This is a genomic window from Paenibacillus sp. V4I3 (assembly GCF_030817215.1).
Lineage (GTDB): Bacteria > Bacillota > Bacilli > Paenibacillales > NBRC-103111 > Paenibacillus_E.
Genome location: NZ_JAUSZA010000001.1, coordinates 6,065,951 through 6,086,221 on the forward strand (window position 1 = coordinate 6,065,951; position 20,271 = coordinate 6,086,221).

At 43.9% G+C, this 20,271-nt stretch carries 18 protein-coding genes; 2 read left to right on the forward strand and 16 right to left on the reverse strand.

All coding sequences use genetic code 11. From position 1 onward, the window contains the following. Positions 1–40: 40 nt before the first annotated feature. The 9 genes from QFZ77_RS28270 to QFZ77_RS28310 all read right to left on the reverse strand — a co-directional run bounded on the left by QFZ77_RS28270 (position 41) and on the right by QFZ77_RS28310 (position 8,924). Positions 41–1,165, reverse strand: coding sequence for a Ger(x)C family spore germination protein (locus QFZ77_RS28270; RefSeq protein ID WP_307444644.1), 1,125 nt, complete (start codon positions 1,163–1,165; stop codon positions 41–43). Further along, positions 1,162–2,262, reverse strand: a complete 1,101-nt coding sequence (locus QFZ77_RS28275) for a GerAB/ArcD/ProY family transporter (protein ID WP_307444645.1) — start codon at positions 2,260–2,262, stop codon at positions 1,162–1,164. Before QFZ77_RS28275 ends, QFZ77_RS28270 begins: the two co-directional genes overlap by 4 nt. 19 nt (positions 2,263–2,281) lie before the next feature. Further along, positions 2,282–3,403 (reverse strand): Ger(x)C family spore germination protein, encoded by a 1,122-nt coding sequence (locus QFZ77_RS28280; RefSeq protein ID WP_307444648.1) that lies wholly within the window; start codon positions 3,401–3,403, stop codon positions 2,282–2,284. After that, positions 3,400–4,500, reverse strand: a complete 1,101-nt coding sequence (locus tag QFZ77_RS28285; protein ID WP_307444650.1) for a GerAB/ArcD/ProY family transporter — start codon at positions 4,498–4,500, stop codon at positions 3,400–3,402. The genes QFZ77_RS28280 and QFZ77_RS28285 overlap by 4 nt, the downstream gene beginning before the upstream one ends. Further along, on the reverse strand, positions 4,497–6,035 hold the full coding sequence (locus QFZ77_RS28290) for a spore germination protein (RefSeq protein WP_373462663.1): 1,539 nt from the start codon (positions 6,033–6,035) through the stop codon (positions 4,497–4,499). Before QFZ77_RS28290 ends, QFZ77_RS28285 begins: the two co-directional genes overlap by 4 nt. A gap of 219 nt (positions 6,036–6,254) precedes the next feature. Beyond that, positions 6,255–7,262, reverse strand: coding sequence for an LLM class flavin-dependent oxidoreductase (locus tag QFZ77_RS28295; RefSeq protein WP_307444652.1), 1,008 nt, complete (start codon positions 7,260–7,262; stop codon positions 6,255–6,257). 90 nt (positions 7,263–7,352) lie between these two features. Beyond that, the gene (locus QFZ77_RS28300) at positions 7,353–7,850 is read right to left on the reverse strand and encodes a GNAT family N-acetyltransferase (protein WP_307444654.1); all 498 of its coding nucleotides are present in this window, start codon (positions 7,848–7,850) and stop codon (positions 7,353–7,355) included. Between the two features lie 13 nt (positions 7,851–7,863). Beyond that, positions 7,864–8,598: a LysR family transcriptional regulator gene (locus tag QFZ77_RS28305; RefSeq protein ID WP_307444656.1), complete on the reverse strand. Its 735-nt coding sequence runs from the start codon at positions 8,596–8,598 to the stop codon at positions 7,864–7,866. Between the two features lie 32 nt (positions 8,599–8,630). After that, positions 8,631–8,924, reverse strand: coding sequence for an HPr family phosphocarrier protein (locus QFZ77_RS28310; protein ID WP_307444657.1), 294 nt, complete (start codon positions 8,922–8,924; stop codon positions 8,631–8,633). Between the two features lie 417 nt (positions 8,925–9,341). Between QFZ77_RS28310 and QFZ77_RS28315 the strand changes: the two genes are divergently transcribed. After that, positions 9,342–9,536: a hypothetical protein gene (locus QFZ77_RS28315; protein ID WP_307444659.1), complete on the forward strand. Its 195-nt coding sequence runs from the start codon at positions 9,342–9,344 to the stop codon at positions 9,534–9,536. 445 nt (positions 9,537–9,981) lie between these two features. Here QFZ77_RS28315 and QFZ77_RS28320 read toward each other — a convergent pair whose 3' ends face one another. Beyond that, positions 9,982–11,484, reverse strand: a complete 1,503-nt coding sequence (locus tag QFZ77_RS28320) for an L-fucose/L-arabinose isomerase family protein (RefSeq protein WP_307444661.1) — start codon at positions 11,482–11,484, stop codon at positions 9,982–9,984. 127 nt (positions 11,485–11,611) lie between these two features. On the opposite strand from QFZ77_RS28320, the gene QFZ77_RS28325 reads away from it, so the two are divergent. Next, positions 11,612–12,487 (forward strand): AraC family transcriptional regulator, encoded by an 876-nt coding sequence (locus QFZ77_RS28325; protein WP_307444663.1) that lies wholly within the window; start codon positions 11,612–11,614, stop codon positions 12,485–12,487. Positions 12,488–12,492: 5 nt separating this feature from the next. Here the strand turns inward: QFZ77_RS28325 and QFZ77_RS28330 are convergent, their stop codons facing one another. The 6 genes from QFZ77_RS28330 to QFZ77_RS28355 form a co-directional block, all read right to left on the reverse strand. Then, complete coding sequence (locus QFZ77_RS28330; RefSeq protein ID WP_307444665.1) at positions 12,493–14,265, reverse strand: sensor histidine kinase; 1,773 nt, start codon at positions 14,263–14,265, stop codon at positions 12,493–12,495. Positions 14,266–14,414: 149 nt separating this feature from the next. After that, the gene (locus tag QFZ77_RS28335) at positions 14,415–15,296 is read right to left on the reverse strand and encodes a carbohydrate ABC transporter permease (RefSeq protein ID WP_307444666.1); all 882 of its coding nucleotides are present in this window, start codon (positions 15,294–15,296) and stop codon (positions 14,415–14,417) included. Further along, complete coding sequence (locus tag QFZ77_RS28340; RefSeq protein WP_307444668.1) at positions 15,293–16,204, reverse strand: carbohydrate ABC transporter permease; 912 nt, start codon at positions 16,202–16,204, stop codon at positions 15,293–15,295. Before QFZ77_RS28340 ends, QFZ77_RS28335 begins: the two co-directional genes overlap by 4 nt. A gap of 103 nt (positions 16,205–16,307) precedes the next feature. Beyond that, positions 16,308–17,729 carry an ABC transporter substrate-binding protein gene (locus QFZ77_RS28345; protein WP_307444670.1) on the reverse strand — a complete coding sequence of 474 codons (1,422 nt, stop codon included), beginning with the start codon at positions 17,727–17,729 and terminating at the stop codon, positions 16,308–16,310. Positions 17,730–17,840: 111 nt separating this feature from the next. Continuing rightward, on the reverse strand, positions 17,841–19,163 hold the full coding sequence (locus QFZ77_RS28350) for a response regulator (protein WP_307444673.1): 1,323 nt from the start codon (positions 19,161–19,163) through the stop codon (positions 17,841–17,843). 441 nt (positions 19,164–19,604) lie between these two features. Then, a complete protein-coding gene (locus QFZ77_RS28355; RefSeq protein WP_307444675.1) occupies positions 19,605–20,264 on the reverse strand; it encodes a class II aldolase/adducin family protein in 660 nt (219 codons plus the stop codon). Positions 20,265–20,271 lie beyond the last annotated feature (7 nt).

Consider the following 20,271-nt stretch of genomic DNA (forward strand, 5'->3'; position numbering starts at 1 on the left):
AACTTTATGTCTAAAAGGTGGTTACCCGTTCCAAAACCAGTCACTTCACGGGTCCCATACTTCCTATGATCACCTTAACGGAAACGTGAATGTCAGCCTTCGACAGTGCTTCTCCCCAATGATCCTCCACTTTCATATATTGGTTATATTCATAAGCCCGTGCGTAGAGACCAAGCCCGATCGGATCAATCTGATGTTCCTGTAGGTTCTTGATGAGTTTCTCAAATTGCTTTTGCACTTGGTCAGAAATCATTTTCTCTAACTCTTTTCCATTCTTTCGCACATCAAAAGGAAATAAACGTTCCGAGACACCAGCCGGCATTTTAATGTTGATATCGAACCGAAACTTATTCTGATTGTATGAGGTCTTGACCTTCGTTTTCACTCCCTGAACCGTTATACTTAAATGGTCTGTGTAGAATGGACCGCTCTTCTTTTCTCCGGGAATTGGAAGTGTCAGACTAACAGCCTTCTTGGCGTTTTTATTCAAAATTTGAAGTAATACGGTTTCCTCCGCGGACAATGAAAGTGTATATTTCCCCTTATGATCCAGCAGCGATACGCCAGTCAGCTTGATCCGTTTGGTCTTGTCCAACTGAATTTCGGAGATATAGGGCGTCACCCCCTTCTCATTTATTTGCCAATGCAGCTTCTGAAGCGTCGTTTTTGCCGTTTCCGATCTAGCGCTCTTCGTATCGACCATTCCCCTCAACAATAAAGGTAATGACGGCTGGTCTTTGGGATTTAGGTAAATCATGTCTGAGACAGATCCATCAACTGCGATGACTCTTGGCATTAATGGATTTTTCGTATCACGAAAGAAGACATCCAGTATCGGGAACCAATCTTCATGCTCCAGGATGCGTTTCCCTATAAGAACGACCTGAACCTTTCTGCCAGTAATAACACCTGGTGAACGTTCGTCTATTTCCTCTCTCGCTTTCCGAATCGTATCCGCCTTCACTTTGACCTCTGTCATGTGCTTCTTGACATTTCTGCTGAACACAGGATTTTTCATATAGATTAGCAAGTTGTTTTCATTATCGAGATCCAGGCCGATGGCAAGGTTGTTCGTGGCATCTTCCAAATCCAATCTGTCACTGCACCCTGAAGCGATAGTAATCATCATAATGATGAGCAAAACGAATCGCACCCGCTTGTTCATAAGTGCTTCCTCCACCCCAAACGATCATGTATCCATACATATAGGAGTAAACAAACAGGAACTATGTACTCAACAACAAAACCAATCTGACCAAGAAGCGTATTCATCTTTTCGCTCTGAAAAAAAGTAGGCATGAAGAAATACGAACCCACAGCGATGAATAGCCAAAGCAGCCGCAAATGATTACGGTGGTCCTGTTTTCCGATTAGCCAAGTTGTGCAAAATACACTCATGTACATCGTAGGTATCCATGACAATGAAAAGATAAGCAAATAAAACGCGATAAATAACAATTCGATCCGTGCTATAAACTTAAACTCAATCGTTTTCAATAAATTGATTGTCGGTTCGTTGTACGTCATAATTTCATCTGAACTGAAATAGACAAAACAGATCACGGTAATGAACAAATACATAAGCATCGTCAGTGTATATGAGATAACAATTCCGGTTGAGGCCTTTTGCTTGTTTCTGAGAAATGGATACAAAATAAACGTGGTTGAAAAACCAATATGATAATAGAAAGTACCGGGTACCGCCGCGAATACAGGCTCCCATCCTTCCTTAAGCACAGGAAACAGCCGGAGCCAATTAGCGTCCTTAAGCGGAAGCAAATAAACGAAGGGGATCCATACAGATAAAAGCATAATCAATACTACGTATCTGCCCACTATGCGGAGTCCACTCCGCACAACAACATAAGTGGGAATGAGCAGCAGAAACATAATGAGATATGCCGGAGTTTGCTGCAGGAGATATTGTTTTGTAATCATTACAGTATAAATAAGACCGGTATATCCGTAGTAAATGAGATAAAGGGCAAATAGGACAGCTCCCGCTTTGCCTGCCCATTTGCCCAAATACACCGTCAATAAATCTAACAAGGTGCCGTCTGGGTACCTCTTCATTACCTGTATGACGATCAAACTCGCTATTAAGGAGATAACCCAAACGATGAGGAGAGCGATCCACCCAGCCGTTCCCGCCTGTTCGGCTAGTACGCGCGGCAGCGACAAGAAACCGATGCTCACTACCATACCAAAGTTGAGAAAGATATACTGCATGAGGGTAATTTCATTAAATGTATATTTTTTCACGTGTTATCCCCCTTTGGCTTTACTTCACTGTTCCCATAGCTCCTATGATTGTTTTCACGGAAACTTGAATGTCCGCTTTGGCCAGCGATTCACCCCAATGATCTTCTACTTTCTTGAATTGGCTGTATTCATGCGCCTGAGCGTAGAACCCAAGCCCAATTGGATCAATTTTATCCGCCTGTATTTTCTTTATGAGGCTGTCGAACTGCTGTTGTACTTGATCTGTAATCTTATTTTCCAACTCTCTTCCACGACTTCGTACGTCGTAAGGGAACAATCGCTCTGTAAGTCCAACTCGCATGGTTATGTGTATATCGAACTGAAATTTGTCATGAAGAAAAGAAGTCTTGATTTTCGCCTTGATTTTATCGGCGTTTAAACTTAATTTGTCCGTATGGAACGGTCCGATCTTCATTTCACCAGGAATAGGAATGGTCAGGCTGATGGACTTCTTCGTATTGTTTTGCAATATTCGTAGTAGAATACTTTCCTGCATGTTCAGTGAATCAGCAAATTTTCCTTTATGATCCAGCAGTGTCGTGCCCGTCAACGCAACCTGTTCATCTATCACTCGAGCTTCAGAGATAACGGGAGTTACGCCCTTCTCACGTATTTGCTGATGCAGCCCTTGTAAAGTCGTCTTGACCGTTTCCGATCTAATGTTCTTCGTTTCGACCATATCCCGCAGTAATAAAGGCAGCATCGGCTGGTCTTTCGGATTTAAGTAGATAATGTCAGAGAGAGGTCCATCGAAAGCAATGATCCTTGGAGTTAACGGATTTTTCGGATCGCGAAACCAGACATCCGTTAGTCGGAACCAGTTTTCTTGCTGCAGGATTCGCTTAGAGACCAGTATGACTTGAATAGTTCTGCCTTGGAAAACGCCCGGTGTATAACTGTCCTGTTTTTCTCTTGATTGACGATTTGTCAGTGGTTTTACCCGAAGTTCACGCGTTTTCTTCTCGATATTTTTGATAAAATTAGGAGATGTACTATACACAATGAACTCGTTTTTTTTATCGAGATCAAAGCCTATTAATAAGGGAAATGTAGCATCTTCCATATCTAACCTATCACTGCAGCCCGGAATAATGACGAGAAACATGGCGATGAGCATACCGTGAAGCAGCCATTTTTTCATAAGCGCTTCCTCCACTGAAAACGATCATGCATCCATAAATAAAGAAGTAAGCAACACGGAAAAACGTATTCAATTCCAAAACCAACCTGACTAAGAAAATCATTCATGCGATCGCTCTGATTAAAAGTTGGCATGAAGAAAAATGCACCCACAGCAATGAATAACCATAATACCCGCAAATGATTGCGGTGATCCTGCTTTCCTAACAGCCAGCATGTGCAAAAAACACCCATGTACATAGCGGGTATCCAAGCTAATGAAAAAATAAGCAAAAAAAACGCAATAAACAGCATTTCCATCCGTTCTAAAAATTTAAACTCGATGGATTCTAACATATTAATCACGGGTTGGTTGTACTTCTGAATTTCATCCGGGCTGTAATAGACAAAACAGATAATCGTAATGAACAAATACCCAAGCATGGTTAGGGTATCGGAGATCACAATATCCCTAGAAGCCTTTAGTTTATTCTTCAAAAACGGATACAAAATAAACGTAGTTGCAAATCCAATATAAGAAAAGAACGTTGTAGGTACCGTTGAGAATACGGGCTTCCATCCTTCCTTTAATACGGGAAGCATATTGAGCCAGTGTACGTCCTTGAGCAGAAGTAAATATACCAATGGAATCCACGAGGAGATCATAAAAACAAGTTCCGCATATCTGCCTAAGATGCGAAGTCCATTACGTGCAATCACATATGTGGGTATGAGCAATAAAAACATGACAATAGATGCCGAAGTTAGCGGCAAGAGCCATGACTTCGTGATCAAAACCGCTTGAACGAGCCCCGTGTATGCGTAATAAAAGAGATAAAGGGAAAATAAGATGGCAGCCACTCTGCCTGTCCAATTACCCAAATATCTTGTTAGCAGGTCAAACAATGTTCCTTCGGGATGCTTTTTCATTACCTGAATAACAATCAAGCTTGCTGCTACCGTAACAGCCCATCCGATGATGAGTGCGATCCAGCCATCCGTGCCTGCCTTTTCGGCTAACTTTCGCGGCATTGACAAAAAGAACACACTCACCTGAATGCCGCTATTAAGAAAAATATATTGCATAGAGGTGATCTCATTGAATGCATATTTCTTCATTTCCCATCACCTTTTGGACGATTTGATCCTTGCCTCTGCGATTGAGTCGCTCTTGTGCCTAGAGGTCGCTTGTCCATTTTCCAAAGAGGCAAACGTACAAACGTATCTTTCCAGTCAGCCAACCGGACCGGCGCAAAAGGGGTGCCGTATGGTGTTCCAAGTGATTCGAGCGCAATCAGATGCCCGATCATCGTCATCAAACCAATAATGATGCCAACAATGCCGAACATAGAGGCAGCAATCATCATACCGAAGCGGATAAGCCGGACGGCTGCGACCATATCATAGTTGGGCAGGATGAACGAGCAAATGGCTGTAAAAGCAACGACAATCACCATGATATTACTGATGAGTCCCGCCTGTACGATCGCCTGCCCGATGACAATCCCCCCAACAATACCAATGGTTTGCCCAACTGGAGCAGGCAGGCGCACACCTGCTTCCCGCATCATTTCTAATGTGACCTCCATGAGGATCGCTTCTACAAATGGCGGAAATGGTACTCTTCCCCTGAACTCACCAATCGTCAGAAGTAATTTAACGGGGATGATCTCGAAATTATAGGAGATGACAGCAATATAGAATGCCGGCAAAAATACGGCGACAAAAAATGCCAAAATCCTCAGCAGCCGTATAAAAGTAGCAATCGACCAGCGTGTGCTGTAGTCGTCGATGTTCTGAAAAAATGACATAAAGGCCGCTGGCGCAATCAATACGCTTGGCGAACGATCAACGACAACAGCGAATCTTCCTTGCAATATTTGTGATGCGGCAGCATCCGGTCTTTCCGTCGTAATAAATTGCGGGAATGGGGAAAATGGATTGTCCTCGATCAGCTCTGCCAACTCACCGGTGTTGATGATAACATCAACATCTAGCTGCTCAATTCGGTCTTGCAGTTCTTTCAGCACCTCAGGATGCGCGACATCTGCCAAATATAGGATAGAAACTAAACTGTTCGCTCTTCGTCCAACCGTCAGCTCGATAATTTTCAATTCACGGTTTTGAATGTAGCGTCGGATTAAAGCAATATTCTGACTGCCCGTTTCAACAAAGCCTTGATGTGCTCCTTTTAAAGAAGCCTCCATCTGTGGATCTTCAATCGCCCGCTGCGGCCAACCTTGTGTTCCTAAGGCGGAGACTTCTGCTCGTCCGTTAACAAAAAGTATACTAAATCCTTGAAAGATGGCAGTCTCGACAAGCGGCCACGTGTACAAGGTTTGAACTCGGCCTACATTTACCGATATATCGTCAACTGCATCACCGCTTCCCGCTTCAAATTGCAACGGGCGAAGCACATTATTATTAATCGCATTCATATCTACAAGTCCACATAAATAGACTAGCGCTGCTTGCTGCCCAGACTGTTTGATGATAAAATGCCGCACTACCAGATCGGGAGTTTGATTGAACTGGCTATGTAAATAAGTCATGTTTTGTACTAATGACGTGCTTATGGTATCGTTTGGCTGCTGATTAATTTGCTCTGGAACCGAACGATACTTCTTCCTTCCGAACCAGTTTGAAAATAGCATCGATCTTCACCACGCTCATCCATATTCTTTCTTTTATTATCCAAGATTTTGGAAATTTTATTCATGACTACGACCATGCGAGCTGGATCTCGAGAAGTAACAGGTCGTTACCATTGCAAAATATATAGCAATAAAAAAAAGCAGCCACCGCTAATCGGTGTGCTGCTTCTGATTTACAAGATTGAGCCTATTCCATACTTCCACACTATACGCTAACTTTTACCCTTGCAGCTCAAACGCCTTGGCTAACAAACGATAAGAATGAATGCGCGCATCCACATTATGAATCGGAGAAACGACCATAATCTCGTCAGCTTTATAAGCTTCGTTCAGCTTGAGAATCTCCGCTTTTACTTGCTGAGGAGTACCCACAATACGCTTGTGTTGGCGACCTCGTATTAGGGCCAAATCAGCTTCTGTATACGGATAATTCATAGCCGTTTCAACGGAAGGGAATGAGGGCAACAGCGTGCCGCGGCCAAGGGAGAGGAAGAACAAATCCGTACTTGTCGCCAGTCGATGCGCCTCTTCTTCCGTATCGGCACAGACAACTAAAACCGCTGCAAGCGAATGTGGCTTATCGTTCAAAATAGACGGTTTGAATTCCTCGCGATAAATCTGCAGCGCTTGTTCACAATCGGCATTGCCAAAAAACTGTGCAAAACCAAATGCTGCTCCTTGTTTAGCAGCAATGCTGGCACTGTCATAGGAAGAACCGAGCAGCCAAATTTCCGGTGCTGTCGGAATAATTGGAGACGCGTGCAGCGCAGCAAAGCGATGGTTCGCAGGCAGCGAATCATATAAATACCCAGTCAAGTCAGCAACTTGCTGCGGGTATTGATCTACGCTCGTGTATTTCCCCTCTTGCAGCGCTCGCGTTGAGATTGGCATGCCGCCTGGCGCACGTCCAAGACCAACGTCAATCCTTCCCGGATGCAGCGCCTCCAACAAACGGAAATTTTCTGCTACTTTGTATGCACTGTAATGCGGCATCATGATACCGCCTGACCCTAAGCGGATCCGATTCGTTTTTGCAGCTAAATGAGCGATAAGTACTTCTGGGCTTGAGTGAGCAAGCGCCTCAGAAGCATGATGTTCCGACACCCAGTAACGCGTATAGCCAAGTTTATCTGCATCTTGCGCCAGCTCGGTCGTTTCAACCAGCGTTTGCGCGGCGTTGCGACCTTCTCCTATTTGTGATTGGTCCAAAATCCCCAATTTTAACATGCACGATCACCTCCTTTTAACTGTAACATATTTAAGCACAGAATAGCAAAAAACAGTCAGAATGACTCCCGACTGTCTTTAAGCATCTACTTATTGGGCAAGTTGAACTTGCTGAAATAAAGTCTTTTTCAGAAAAACCAGCGTATCCGTTTCTCCTAGCGGCCTTTCGTGAAAGGCTTGATAGCCTTTACGTTCATACATCGGAAGTAGCCAAGGATGATTCTTCGACGTTGCAAGGACAACACCGGATGACAACAAGGTGTCTCTAACGATGACCTCTTCCACATAAGTCAGAACCCGATTGCCGACACCTTGATTTTTGAATTCAGGTAAGACAGCAAACCAATACAAAAAAGGCAGCTCGGTCAGTTCCGGCAAATTTTTCAATAAAATGGTGGCTGCAATAGAGCCGTCAATTTCCAAGACATAGCTTGTAAGTTCTAAAAGGTTCTCCCGAATCAAGTCGATATCCCCATTCGCGGCTCTAAATGTAATACCTAATTCACGAATCGACTCATAGGCGCCATCAATGACTTTGAATTGTTCTTCTGCATCTTCGATCGTCGCCAACCGATAAATCTCACTCATATAGGTCACCTTCCTAGTTGATATGGGCTTCAAGGTTTGTTCTGGCAGAGAATCTGGATAAGGCAAAAGGAGAGATATCTTGCTCGGTTATGCCTTCCCTTGAAAGATCTGATAATATCTCACCAACTACGCTTGCGAACTTAAAGCCATGGCCTGAGAAACCGCCAGCCACTAGGACATGAGCATGTTCCGGATGGCGATCTATAATAAAATGTTCATCAGGAGTTAGTTCGTATTTACAAACGGCTCCCCAAAGGCGAATCGGATCTTCATAAAACCCCGCACAATCAACATGCAGATGCGTCACATTTCGCACAAATCCGATATCTAATTCTTTATTCAGCAGCTTCTCCAGAATCGTTTCGGTGGGAGCTGTCGTTAATTTAATTTGCAGGTTACGGTACTTCTTTTTGATGATGGGGAGAATGTCAGGAATGACATAATTGGAGACAGAAACCGTGCACCCTATTCTTAGTTCATTAGGAGTTGTGTTTAAATTCTGATGCTGTTGTTTTCCCTTCTTATAAGTTTGAAGGATTTGCTGAGCATAAGGTAGGAACTGCTTCCCTTTCTCTGTCAGCGTAAAATTCCTCCCTTCTCGATCAAACTGCAATGTATTCAGTTTTCGTTCTAACGATTGAATTCGGGCCGTCACGGATGGCTGAGATAAGAACAATGCATCCGCTGCCTTGTTGAAACTATTGAAATGTATGACATAGACGAAAGCTTCAATATTTTCAATATTCATGACAATAAACTTCCTCTCTAACTTGCAAGCGACTAGGAACTATGCGAAAAGGCCTTTTGTATACTGTGATCCGCGCTTTGTAAGTACACAGACACTTTTTCAAATGCTTCCTGAGCATCAACGCCATCTAATTGCAGCACAATAACTGACTGATTGCCCAGTGATAGACTGAGGGAAACAATGCCCAGTAAACCCTTTGTATTCAGCATTTTTCCGCTTACACCCACATAAATATTGCACGAATACCGATTAGCTATGGTCACAAAATCCAACACAAGATCAATCGTCCAAGGTTTGTTCCTCGCAAAAGTCCATTCAATTTTCATACCTATTCCTCCTAGATAGTGTTATAAAATAACTTGCATCGTAAGCTATAGATAGCATTTGGTGATTATGAATGAAAAAAGGAGACGCATTCATCCCTTAGGGACGAAGCATCTCCAGCTGTCTGGTCGATCCATATAATTCCGATAAAATTACTTGTATTAAATTATAGTGAATCGAACTAGATTCTGTCAACGTTTAAAATTGAAATACCTAACATACATGTAAATGGTATTTCCGGCTAAGCGGAAACCTGTGTAGAGAACATTTCACGCCGTATGGGCAACAGAAAAGAAGCAATTAACCATATTTACATGAAATTAGTCAGGAATAGACAATTTCTATCAATTTACACCTCTACCAAAATTACTCGTTTGATGATAGTTTAAGATATACATCAAAGCGAGGGAGAGATCAGAATGAGAACCATTTATGAGAATTACCGAGGCTTTAAAATTAGCAAACAAGAAAGCACCTATAATGCGATTTCTTCAGATCATATTATTTTTAGCCGTTGGCAGCTAAGCCAAGTTCTAGATACGGTCGATAATTATGTGGAAATTACGGATAACAACTCGAGTGAGGACGCGGAGTCCGGAATGCCGCAAAATTAATCGTATATATGTTGAATTAAGAAATGTTCGTTAACCTAATTTCTCCGATTTACCAGGCTACTTTCCGTTAAAATAGTGGAGTGTTGTTCCCTGAAGTAGGTGAAGGTCAATGCTTCCTTCATCTATGGACCTAGTTGTTGTAATTTGTACAACATTACACTAACGAATTCGCGTTTTCCTTGTTAATGTTGCAGAAAATACAACACTTCCTCCCAAAAACGGCTATATAGCATAATATCAGTCAGAATTGTTGTACTACCTACAACTTCGACGACTTGCTGATAAGAAATCAACGAAATTGTTGTACGCGGTACAACATAGCATGTTTATCAGGAGTGAAGAGACGAAGATCAAGTATCAAACTTGATGCTTGATTTAAAAAGTCCGCCAATGGCAGGCTTTTTAAGCTTTAACAGCTTCAACAACTTTAACAGCAATAACAGCTTTATAAAATCACATGGTTCATCTTCATCAGCTCTGCGACCTTCTGGAACATGGAAGCGTTATGACCAATGGACATCGCGCAGTGATGCGTCGGCGCCTCGGCGAACCAGCGCGTCATGTACGCGTCTGGATGATCGCGGAACTTCACCGGCGTCTGGGTGTTGCCGATCTTCATGATCGGCCCGCTCGTGGACTCGCCTTCGCTGGAGATCAGCTTCAGCCGTCCGTCGCCAGTCTGCGTCACGTTCAGCGTCGTGATCGCCCCCGTCTTCACCTTCGCCTCGACGGATACGCCTGTGCCCTGCTTCCCGTGATAAAGCCCCATGCCGCGCAGAATCGGCTTTCCTTCGGAAATCGCGATATGGAACGGTCCGTCATGGCCCAGCAAAATCGTCTCGTCGATATAATCCACGACGACGATTTCCGAGAAGCTGCCGCCGACGCCAAGGATGTCGCTGATTTTCATCGCGACGGCCGTCTTGAGGTCCCCTTCGCCTGAGCACGGAATACCACGTGCGGTTAGCAGCGAATGGCCAACGATGAAGCCGCCCTGCAGCTTCTCATAGTCGCCACCCGGCGCACCGTGGTAGTAGTAGGACAAGGCGTCCAGATCGTACGCCCTGACAAGCTTCTCTTGCGCTGCCGCCACTTTGCATGACCATTCCAGCTGCTCATCCGTAGGCTTCTTCGCGATCGGGTCAGACGGCGAGTCGCCACTGATCTGGAACATCTCGTGAACCTCAGCCAGCTTCGCTTTCACCTCCTGCGGTGTCACTTCCCGCAGCATGCGATCCAAATCACACATTTCGAGGACTTCCACGTGCAGCCCTGTCTGCGCCGAAATCATCGTAAAGTCGCTGTACATATCGAGCATGCCGCTGTACGTATTACCAAGAAAGCCGAACCGGCTATGCTGAAGCGTCCGAGGCACGCCGGCTGCCTTTACCCATTCCTCGATCTCCCTCCATGCTCGAACAGCTTCTGGGCGCTTATGTGTCACTTCATTCGTTAACGAAATCGCCGGTGTACAATCGAGTCCCAGCACCCCATTTACAACACGGAACGGGATTCCCGCTCTGTTAAACACATTGGCAAACTCAGGCACAGGACAAGCCCCGCAATGCGCCAACCACTCCCCTGTCGTTGATTGATCATAATCAAGCCGCAAGGTTGGCTGCAAGTTCAGAAACACAGCCGGCGCTTTGCAAATTTGGTGAACGGGAAGTACTGTCGAGCTAGTCGAATATGTCGCTGCGTGACAGAATACGAGATCCACATGGCGCTCATTCAACCATTCTCCGGCCTTCCGCCCTTCCTCTTCCGTATCTACCAACCCATAATAATAGACGTCAGCCCATTCCGAGATTCGCTTCTCAATAAATCGGCCGTAATCCTCAAGTCGTTCTTTCAAGCCAGGGAACTGTTCCCAATAGGCACGGAGCCCCACCGAGTAAAGTCCGATACGCGGTTTTTTGCTTGCTTTTATAGCTGGGTATATAGTCATCCCTACCACTCCATTCGTTTATAAGATAAAAATAATACCTTTATAAACTCATTGTAATGGCTTACAATGCAGATAACATCCAATAATCTTGTTTAATAATAATAGAATCTTGTGCAGGTGATGCGACATGACAACTCATAAAGAAAATTTTACAACAGCTTGGTCAGAAGACTCGATACGATTCATATCCAGCCCCTCTGTATTCGCCAAATCCACCCTCTATTATGTGCAAGAAATTGGCCATTTCCGTACGTTACCCGGTTATTTTACAGAACGCGAACAGCTGGACTCCTACCTTATCGTCTATACGATTAAAGGCAAAGGCCGTTTGAAATATCAAGGAAAGAGCTTTATCCTTCAGCCTCAACAGGTATTCTTCATTCATTGTGAAGATTATCATTTCTATGAAACAGATCCACTCGAGCCTTGGGAATTACTATGGGTGCATATCCATGGTAGCTCGACATCTGGTTACTATAAGCAGTTTGCTGCTAATAATGAGCCTTTCCTACAACTGAGCCCTGAATCCTCCATCCCCGCTGTACTGCGACAAATTTTACATTTCCAGCAGCAAAGAAGTGCCCGTACCGAACTCATTTCGTCCAAACTTCTTGTAGATCTCCTGACCGAGCTCATGCTGGCAGCGCAAAATCTGGCAGTGTCCGAAACAGACAAACCCAGCTATATCGAAGACATTTGCCAAACGTTGGAACATAGGTTCAATGAATCGATTTCTCTGGATCAGCTTGCCCATGAGCATGCCGTTAGCAAGTACCATTTGGCCAAACAGTTCAAACGTTATACAGGCTATGCGCCCCATGAATTTCTCATATCAATACGTATGACACACGCCAAAGAACGGTTAAAATATTCCAATATACCCATATCCGAAATAGCCACCAGTGTCGGTATTGACAATGTCAGTCATTTCATCAATTTGTTCAAAGACCGCGCTGGATATACGCCTCTAGCTTATCGTAAGAAATGGCAGCGCCCCAGATGATGGGGCTATTTCAATTCATTCTCGTCAAGTACAGCAGGGAGCTCGATCCAAGCTCGTACACCTTGATCTTCTCTAAGACTGTAATGTAAACCGTAGTTTTCGCCGAAATGCAGCTGAATCCGCTTCTGAACATTAATAATTCCGAAGCCTCGATTATTTTCCTTCCCCTGCAGGATACCATTCATCACCTCGATATCCACCTGGCGATAACCGTTATCTTCTACACTGATGATGACATTATCATCCGCGCTTTTTACCGAAATCCATAATTCCCCATCCTGGCTCATGTTCTTAATCCCGTGCAGAATCGCATTCTCAATAATCGGCTGAAGAACGACCTTCGGCATGACAAATCGCTTCGCTCCCTCTTCAATATCCCAATGGACTTGAAAGGCATATTCATAGCGGAATAGCTGCAAGCGAACATAAGCCTCCGCGTGATTGATTTCCTCCATAACCGGAATTAAAAGCTTCCCTTTGCTAAGCCCAATTCGCATAATTAGCGATAAATCCTTGATCATTTCAGCAGACTCTGCTGCCCCTTCCATTAGCGTATGCCAATATACAGATTCCAAGGTATTGTAGAGCAAGTGCGGATTAATTTGTGTATGAAGAATAGATAATTCAATCTCCTTATGCCTCAGTTCGAGTTCATATTGGTCATAAATCGTTTGATTCAAGCGATCAGTCATGCGTATAAAATGATTATTGAGTAAAACAATCTCATTTTTGCTATCCGAGTGTAAGGAAATAGCTAAGGGTCTACCTGGATGATAAGAATTCGTGATGCGGGCTAATCGAGAGATCGGTTTCAAGATCGACTGGATAAAGTATATACTCGCCAAAATCAAGATAAAGAAATAAATAACCATGATCCAATCAACCAATCGCTGCACACTAATATGATCGATAATAATCGACTGAACAGGAACTCGCATGAGCAATTTCGTTTTCGAATATTCACTTGTATGAATAACGCACATGAACTCAAGATCAGCCTCTTTCAGCTTATAAACACCTTCTACTTGATTAGCCGGAACATGTACCGAGGATCCGATCTCAAAATTGGTTGTATTCGTCGCGAGCACCGTATTGTCTTGGTTTAACAACATCAATTCCGCATCCGCATACTTGTCAAAAGGTGAAAAATCCAACTGAAGAGGTGTCTCAATGCCAGATACAACCAAATAACCAATCACACTTTCCCCGTTATAAATGCTATTTAATTGGCGCATATAGGCAACGGTTTGTAAATTATTAGGGTTGTATCCGAATTTATCAATAACACGAATAACCCCTTTCCCCTTGGCCTGACTTACTTCCTTATACCAAGAGAGCGCATTCAAGTCTGTTGAATAAAAAATACCATTGTTCAGAAGATCCGGATTGGGGACGAACGAATACTGCTTATCTGTATCCGAAAAAAACAGCGAATATCGCACCGCACTCGTCGAATAGTTGTTCAAATATTTATCAAGGGCTTTAAAGATTTCAAATCGTTCATACTCCGATGAGGACGGGATGCTTGCAAGCTGTTGGATTTCCTGAGATATCATGATTTTCTCTGTCTTTTCCTCGAAATCACTGCTCTCTCTGTCTAGTGTCAAATGACTTCCTCTCACTAACTGGAGCAGCGCGTTCCCTACTTGCTCTTCTGTAATGGACTCCAGCTTCTTGGCTACAAACAAATCCAATACCAATATCGGGATGACGACGAATAAGATGAGCAATACGATCAACTTTTTCATCAAATTCATATTACGCAGCATTTTTCGCATGCCGACATTCCTTCCTTTCAAGCCGTATCCTCGGAGATTATTACTCCTAGCCGTCTCATTGCACACTTAGCTTCGCTATAACGGCCGCAATCTCCTTTAAGCAAAAGAAAACGCCTTCAGAATAAGCATTCTGAGGGGCGTTCTTTGACCTAACCTTTGACACTGGAAACGGTTAACCCACGTATGATAAATTTTTGGAAAATGAGAAAAAAAACAACCGGCGGCAGCATCGCCATTGTCAAGATAGCAAACCGTACACTCCACGGAATAACCGATGTTGAGTACACCACATACCGATAAATCCCTGTGGCAAGCGGGTACATCTCCTTTTCTGTCATCACAATACTAGGCCAGTAGAACTCGTTCCATGTTGTCGAAAAGGACAGAATCAGCAGAGTCCCAATAATGGGAGTTGAAAGTGGAACAGCAATTTTAATGAATGAATTGAATTCACTCGCCCCATCGATTCTCGCTGCCTCCAGAATTTCTTTGTGAATGCCATCGAAGAAGTTTTTGAGCAGAAGCATGAAATAAGCATTCGCTGCAGCCGGCAGCCAGAAGGCCCAGTACGTATTGATCATGCCCAAGCTTTTCAGGTTCATAAAGTTAGGAACGATATAGGTGGCTGGCGGTATCAACAGAGTCGCTAAGAAAAAGAGCGTCACCCATCTCTTGAACGGTACCCTCAAATGTGACAACGCGTAGGCAGCTAAACCAATTAGGAGCAGCGAGCATACGACATTTCCCATGTAGATGAATATCGTATTCTTCAAGAAAGTCAGTAATGGCAAATCGAACCCGTTCCATGCATCATTGTAATTGGTCCAAATCCAGCTTTTCGGAAAAAAGGTTGGTGGAAAGGCAAAGAATTCCTCACGTGTTTTAAGTGAACCAAAAAAGGTATTGAAAAACGGGTATAACGTCGTAATGCCAATGATGATCATCAGCAGCACCATGAGGGTGTAACCGGCTTTCACAGCGCCTTTTTTCATATCAAATGGCGAAATAATGCCGCGTTCATCTCGTTTCATGCCTTCTCACCTCTACGCTGCAACAGATTGTATAGCACGGACAGTAGGATTAAAACGAAAAACATTAAGCTGCCCATTGCACTCGCTTTCCCAAAATCAAGATCACGGAACGCCGTATGATTCATCCACAGCAGGTACGTAAGCGTCGCATTATTCGGGCCACCGTCGGTCATCGATAATTGCGCTTGAAAGCCCTGTGAAGTTGTGATCAACTGCAAGAGAAGCAGAAGCAGCATCAATGTCTTGATACTTGGCAAGGTAATATGGCGGATACGCTGCCAGACACTGGCGCCATCGATCTCAGCCGCTTCGTATATGTCCCTCGGAATACCCACGACTGCAGCGATATAGATGAGAGTGGCTGCGCCAAAGCTTTGCCACGTTTCTAGCAGAACAATCGAACCCATGGCCATCTTCGGACTGAAGAACTCCACTTTTGGGATACCGAACGTTTGTAACAGGCTGTTAATTGGGCCCACGGCATCAAAAAACCACTGCCACATCCCATAGAGCACGATGGCTGGAACAGCGCTTGGCAAATAGCCAATTATACGGGCCCCCCCCTGAAACCATTTTAATTCAGAGACGACAATTGCGATAAGCGGCGGTACCCAGAAACCGAGTAAGACGCCTAAGCCCATATAGTACAGCGTATTTTTAATCGAGGTGAGCAGCAGTCCATCTTGAAAAATACTTACATAGTTAGCCAAGCTAATGAAATGATTGCCATCGACAAAATCAATATTGTAAAAGCTGTAGAAAATCCCTTTAAAAATCGGCACCCATAAAAATACAATAAATAACACGATTTCTGGAAGGACAAACAGCGTCCCCCATAAATACCAGTTGATTTTCTTCTTCACCGTACTACTCGCTACGACAGGTCGTACACTCAATTCTGCTTCCATGTTGAACACTCCTTAAAGTTTTCGTTAGAAAACTTACTTCGAAAGCATAAACTTATAAAATCGGACCTAAACCGCTAAACGGCTTAGATCCGATGTTCCGGTGCTATTCGACTTTCACTTTGTCAAATACTTCCGTTTGCACTTTATTCGATGCATCAGCCAACGTCTTTTTCAAATCAACATCTTTGGTTGTGAATACTTTTTGGATCACATTGGCCATCTCGGTATAATATTTCTGTGCTTCATACTGCGCTTCAGGCTTGCCGTCCCATAGGCTTAATAATTGTGGATCGTATTTAAATACGTTGTCATATTTGGCCAGTAAATCGGTATACTTTTTACCGAAATCTGAGGATTCCTTCCAGTAGTTAATCGGTTGTGGAATGTAGACACGGTTTTTCCCTTTACGGTCTTCGATTTCTTTTTTCGTGGAATTTAAGAAATCGTCTGTGAAGTACTCATCCGTAATCCATTTGAAAGCAACTTGCTGTTGATCCTTATCACTCTTCGGATTGATAACACGATAGTTACCGCCAAGAACGCCCGTATGCTTGCCGCCTTTCGTGATCGAAGGCATTGGATATACGACCATATCCTCTTTGCTGATACCGCCTTCATTGATCGCTGCATCAGCCGCGTTGCCGCTTCCGCACATCACCATCGCACCGCGTCCTTGGGAGAAAGCGCTCAATGCGTCGCCATACCCTAAGGCCCAGTTCTGAGGAATTAAGTTCTCGTCTTTTAGCTTTTTATAAAATTCAAGCGCCTTCACACCAGCATCAGAATTGAACACGCTTACCACTTTCCCGTTATCGAGCTTCTGCACATCGCCGCCAGCTGCATAAAGGAAATTCGTCCAGTTCCAGCCTGCTTCCGGTCCTTTACCCATTGGAATAAAGCCCGCGATGCCTTTGGCCGGATCATTAATCTTTCTCGCTGCCGTTAACAGATCGTCCCACGTCCAATCCATTGGAGGCAGCTCGACACCTTTATCTTTGAAAAGCTTCTTGTTCAGCGTAATGGTCATCACGTAACCGTCGATGGGCACTCCATACGTTTTACCATTCACCACAAACGGTTTGGAAAGAAGATCATTCATGTCCTTAGCATGTTCCCAGGCATTGATCGAATCGGTAATATCAGCGACCCATTTCTTGTCGACGAGCACTTTACCTTCTGTTGCATACGTCGTATATTCGGTTGGCGCGCTATTCGAAGCCATTTTGATCCCAATTTCCAACGGGTTGTACTGCCAGTCGTCTTTCTTGAAATCAACATTCGGGGTTTTCGCCTTAAAGCGGCTGATCCGCTGGTCAAGCTGGTCATTCTTTTCCTTCTGGTCAGGCTTGAAGCCTTGGGCTGTAATTGTCACTTTTTTGGCTGCAGGCGTTGCTGTTGCTGCTGCTGTTTCCTTTGCTGAGGCGGGACTGCTTGTTGTGCTAGTCGTGGTACTGTTCGTACCACATCCTGCGAGTAAAACGGTCAGTGCAATCGCACTGATGGCTGAAGCCTTTTTAGCTTTCATGTTTGGTTCCCCTTTCGAATCGTTTCATCAAATGTTAGTTTCTACACTTTCGATTATAAAGGGAACCGCCAGGAGCGACGATGTGTCCTGTTACGCTAATCATGTCGCATGTTACGGACCCGTATATTTTAACTCCGAAATATTCAACCCGAAATGTTTTTTAAAAATTTTACTAAAATGCTCTGGTGATTCGTAACCGATTTCCTCCGAAATTTCGTACCTGCGTTTGTCCGTGGTCAGAATCAATTGCTTCCCTTTTTCCATACGAAGCTTGGTCACATAGTCCCAAATGTTAACTCCCATCACTTTTTTAAACAAATAACTCAAATAATTAGGGCTTAAATGCACAGCATCGGCGATATCTTGAAGCTTCAGGCCTTTATCACAGAAGTGTCCTTCAATATAGGTTTTTGTCTCATAAACAATTCGGTTATTAGCCTCGTCAACCTGCGTGTTTGTTAAATTCTGCTCGTTCGTCGTTTTGCCGATATCCTCAATGTAGAACATGTGATGCCCTTTGTGTGTTTCGCTCCAAGCCAAGCTCTCCAGTGCTTCTTGATAGATAACAGGCAGCTGTGTGATACCCTCCCGAATGCGGCTGATCCCAATCTGACATTTGACATTGACGTATTTCTGCAAATTCGCGTGAATCATCTGGGCGACCATCAACAATTGATTAATGCTCTGAGAACCCCTAATCTCCTCTTCAGGAATTTTCAGCAGCAAGGAGAAAGTAGAATTATGCGTATTAAAAACAAGATGACACCACTGATTCGCGGTCTCCTCAATAATATTCAAAGCGGCGTACTTCAGAAGACTACGGTCCTTCAGCGTCGATATTTCCTGATCATGAATGCCGCCTCGATCTAGGGATAATTTGATCACTAACATGCTGTAATGCGTACCCCTCATTCGGGTTCCAAGCTTCTCCATAATGGCAGGTACCTCGGACTCATGGACCGTTCCGGTGACAAGCTCATTCAAGTAATAATTCATCTCGAGCGACGTATGCTCTGACAGGGTTCGGCTGCTCTCCCAATTCGAGAAATGCCGCTGCTTCTCTTCCTTCTCTCCCAGCAACTTAGCTGCTACCGAAATGAGATGAGGCGGCGTTATCGGCTTGACCAAATATTCCTTGGCTCCGAAACGAATCGCCTTCTGTGCGTACTCAAACTCGCCATGGGCGGATAAAATGACGATTGGAATCGTAGGATCTTCCATGAATATATTTTCAATTAATTCAATACCGTTCATCTTTTCCATCTGTATATCCGTAAAAACAAGATCGATTTTCTCCAAATGTATAAAATCCAACGCTTCAAAACCGTTATATGCGATAAACACCTCAGCGATGTCCAGATTCGACTGTTTCAATATGGTAGCCACGCCTTTACAAATCATCGGCTCATCATCTACAACCAAAATATTAACCATGCGGCCACCTCACTGTCCTTATGCATCAATACCATTTTATTGTACAACAAATGGCATTAACATGTGTTTTATTACGGTTATTGTGTCTTATGTTCCGAATTGTGAGGATAAACAATTTAAACAGCCTGAAACTGGATGTTATGAACTAAATCTTGCTAGGCACCAGAGGGTGTAGCTCCAAGGTTACAGACATTGTTGTATTTCGTACAATATTTGGTAAGCTAATCCGAGTTTTTCTTCATGATTGTTGCAGAAAATACAACATTTTCGCCCAAAAGTAGCTTTAGAAGGAAATAAGGCTGAATTGTTGTACAACATACAACAAAAACAACTTATTGAGAAGAAACTAACGAAATTGTTGTACCCTGTACAACTTTCGTTAATCAAACAAAAAAACCGCCCCCATCGATTGCGATGAGAACGGCCATACCTGATAATCCATTATTTCATTTGCTGTAATAAATTCACGCGGTAAGCTTCACTTTCTAAGCCTTGAATTTCTTTGTACTCTTCCTCAGTCAGCCTTCTCGGTTGACCTACGGACTTCGCAATGAGGTAAATCTTCGCGCTTTCTTCCATAACTTCCGTGCGGTAGTAGGCTTCACGCAAATTTTTACCCGTTGTGACGAGTCCATGATTGTTTAGCAAAATCGAGCTATAACGGTCAGCCTTCTCAGCCACTAGGTTGGCTAATTTATCCGTTGTTGGAACGACATAGGGAACGAAAGCTACGTCGCCGACAAGCGCGGCTTGGTCCGGAAACAGCATCGGAAGCTCATTATCTACGAGTGTTAATGCGATGCAATAAGCCGGATGCGTATGCACAATCGCCTTCATGATGGGATTCACGCGATAACAAAATAAATGCATAAGCACTTCGGAGGAAGGACGGTAGGTCGAGTCGAGAATGTTCCCCGTCGGGATATCGACCGGCACCCATTGCACAGGCTCAATATCTTCTAGTGCGAAACCGCTTGGAGAAAGGTACATCGTATCTTCAAATCTTGCACTAATATTCCCACCAGGACCTACAACAAGGCCTTTGGCTACACTTTTACGGGCATATTTCGTCAATTCTTCTCTTGTTTGCTGCTCGGACATCTAACCT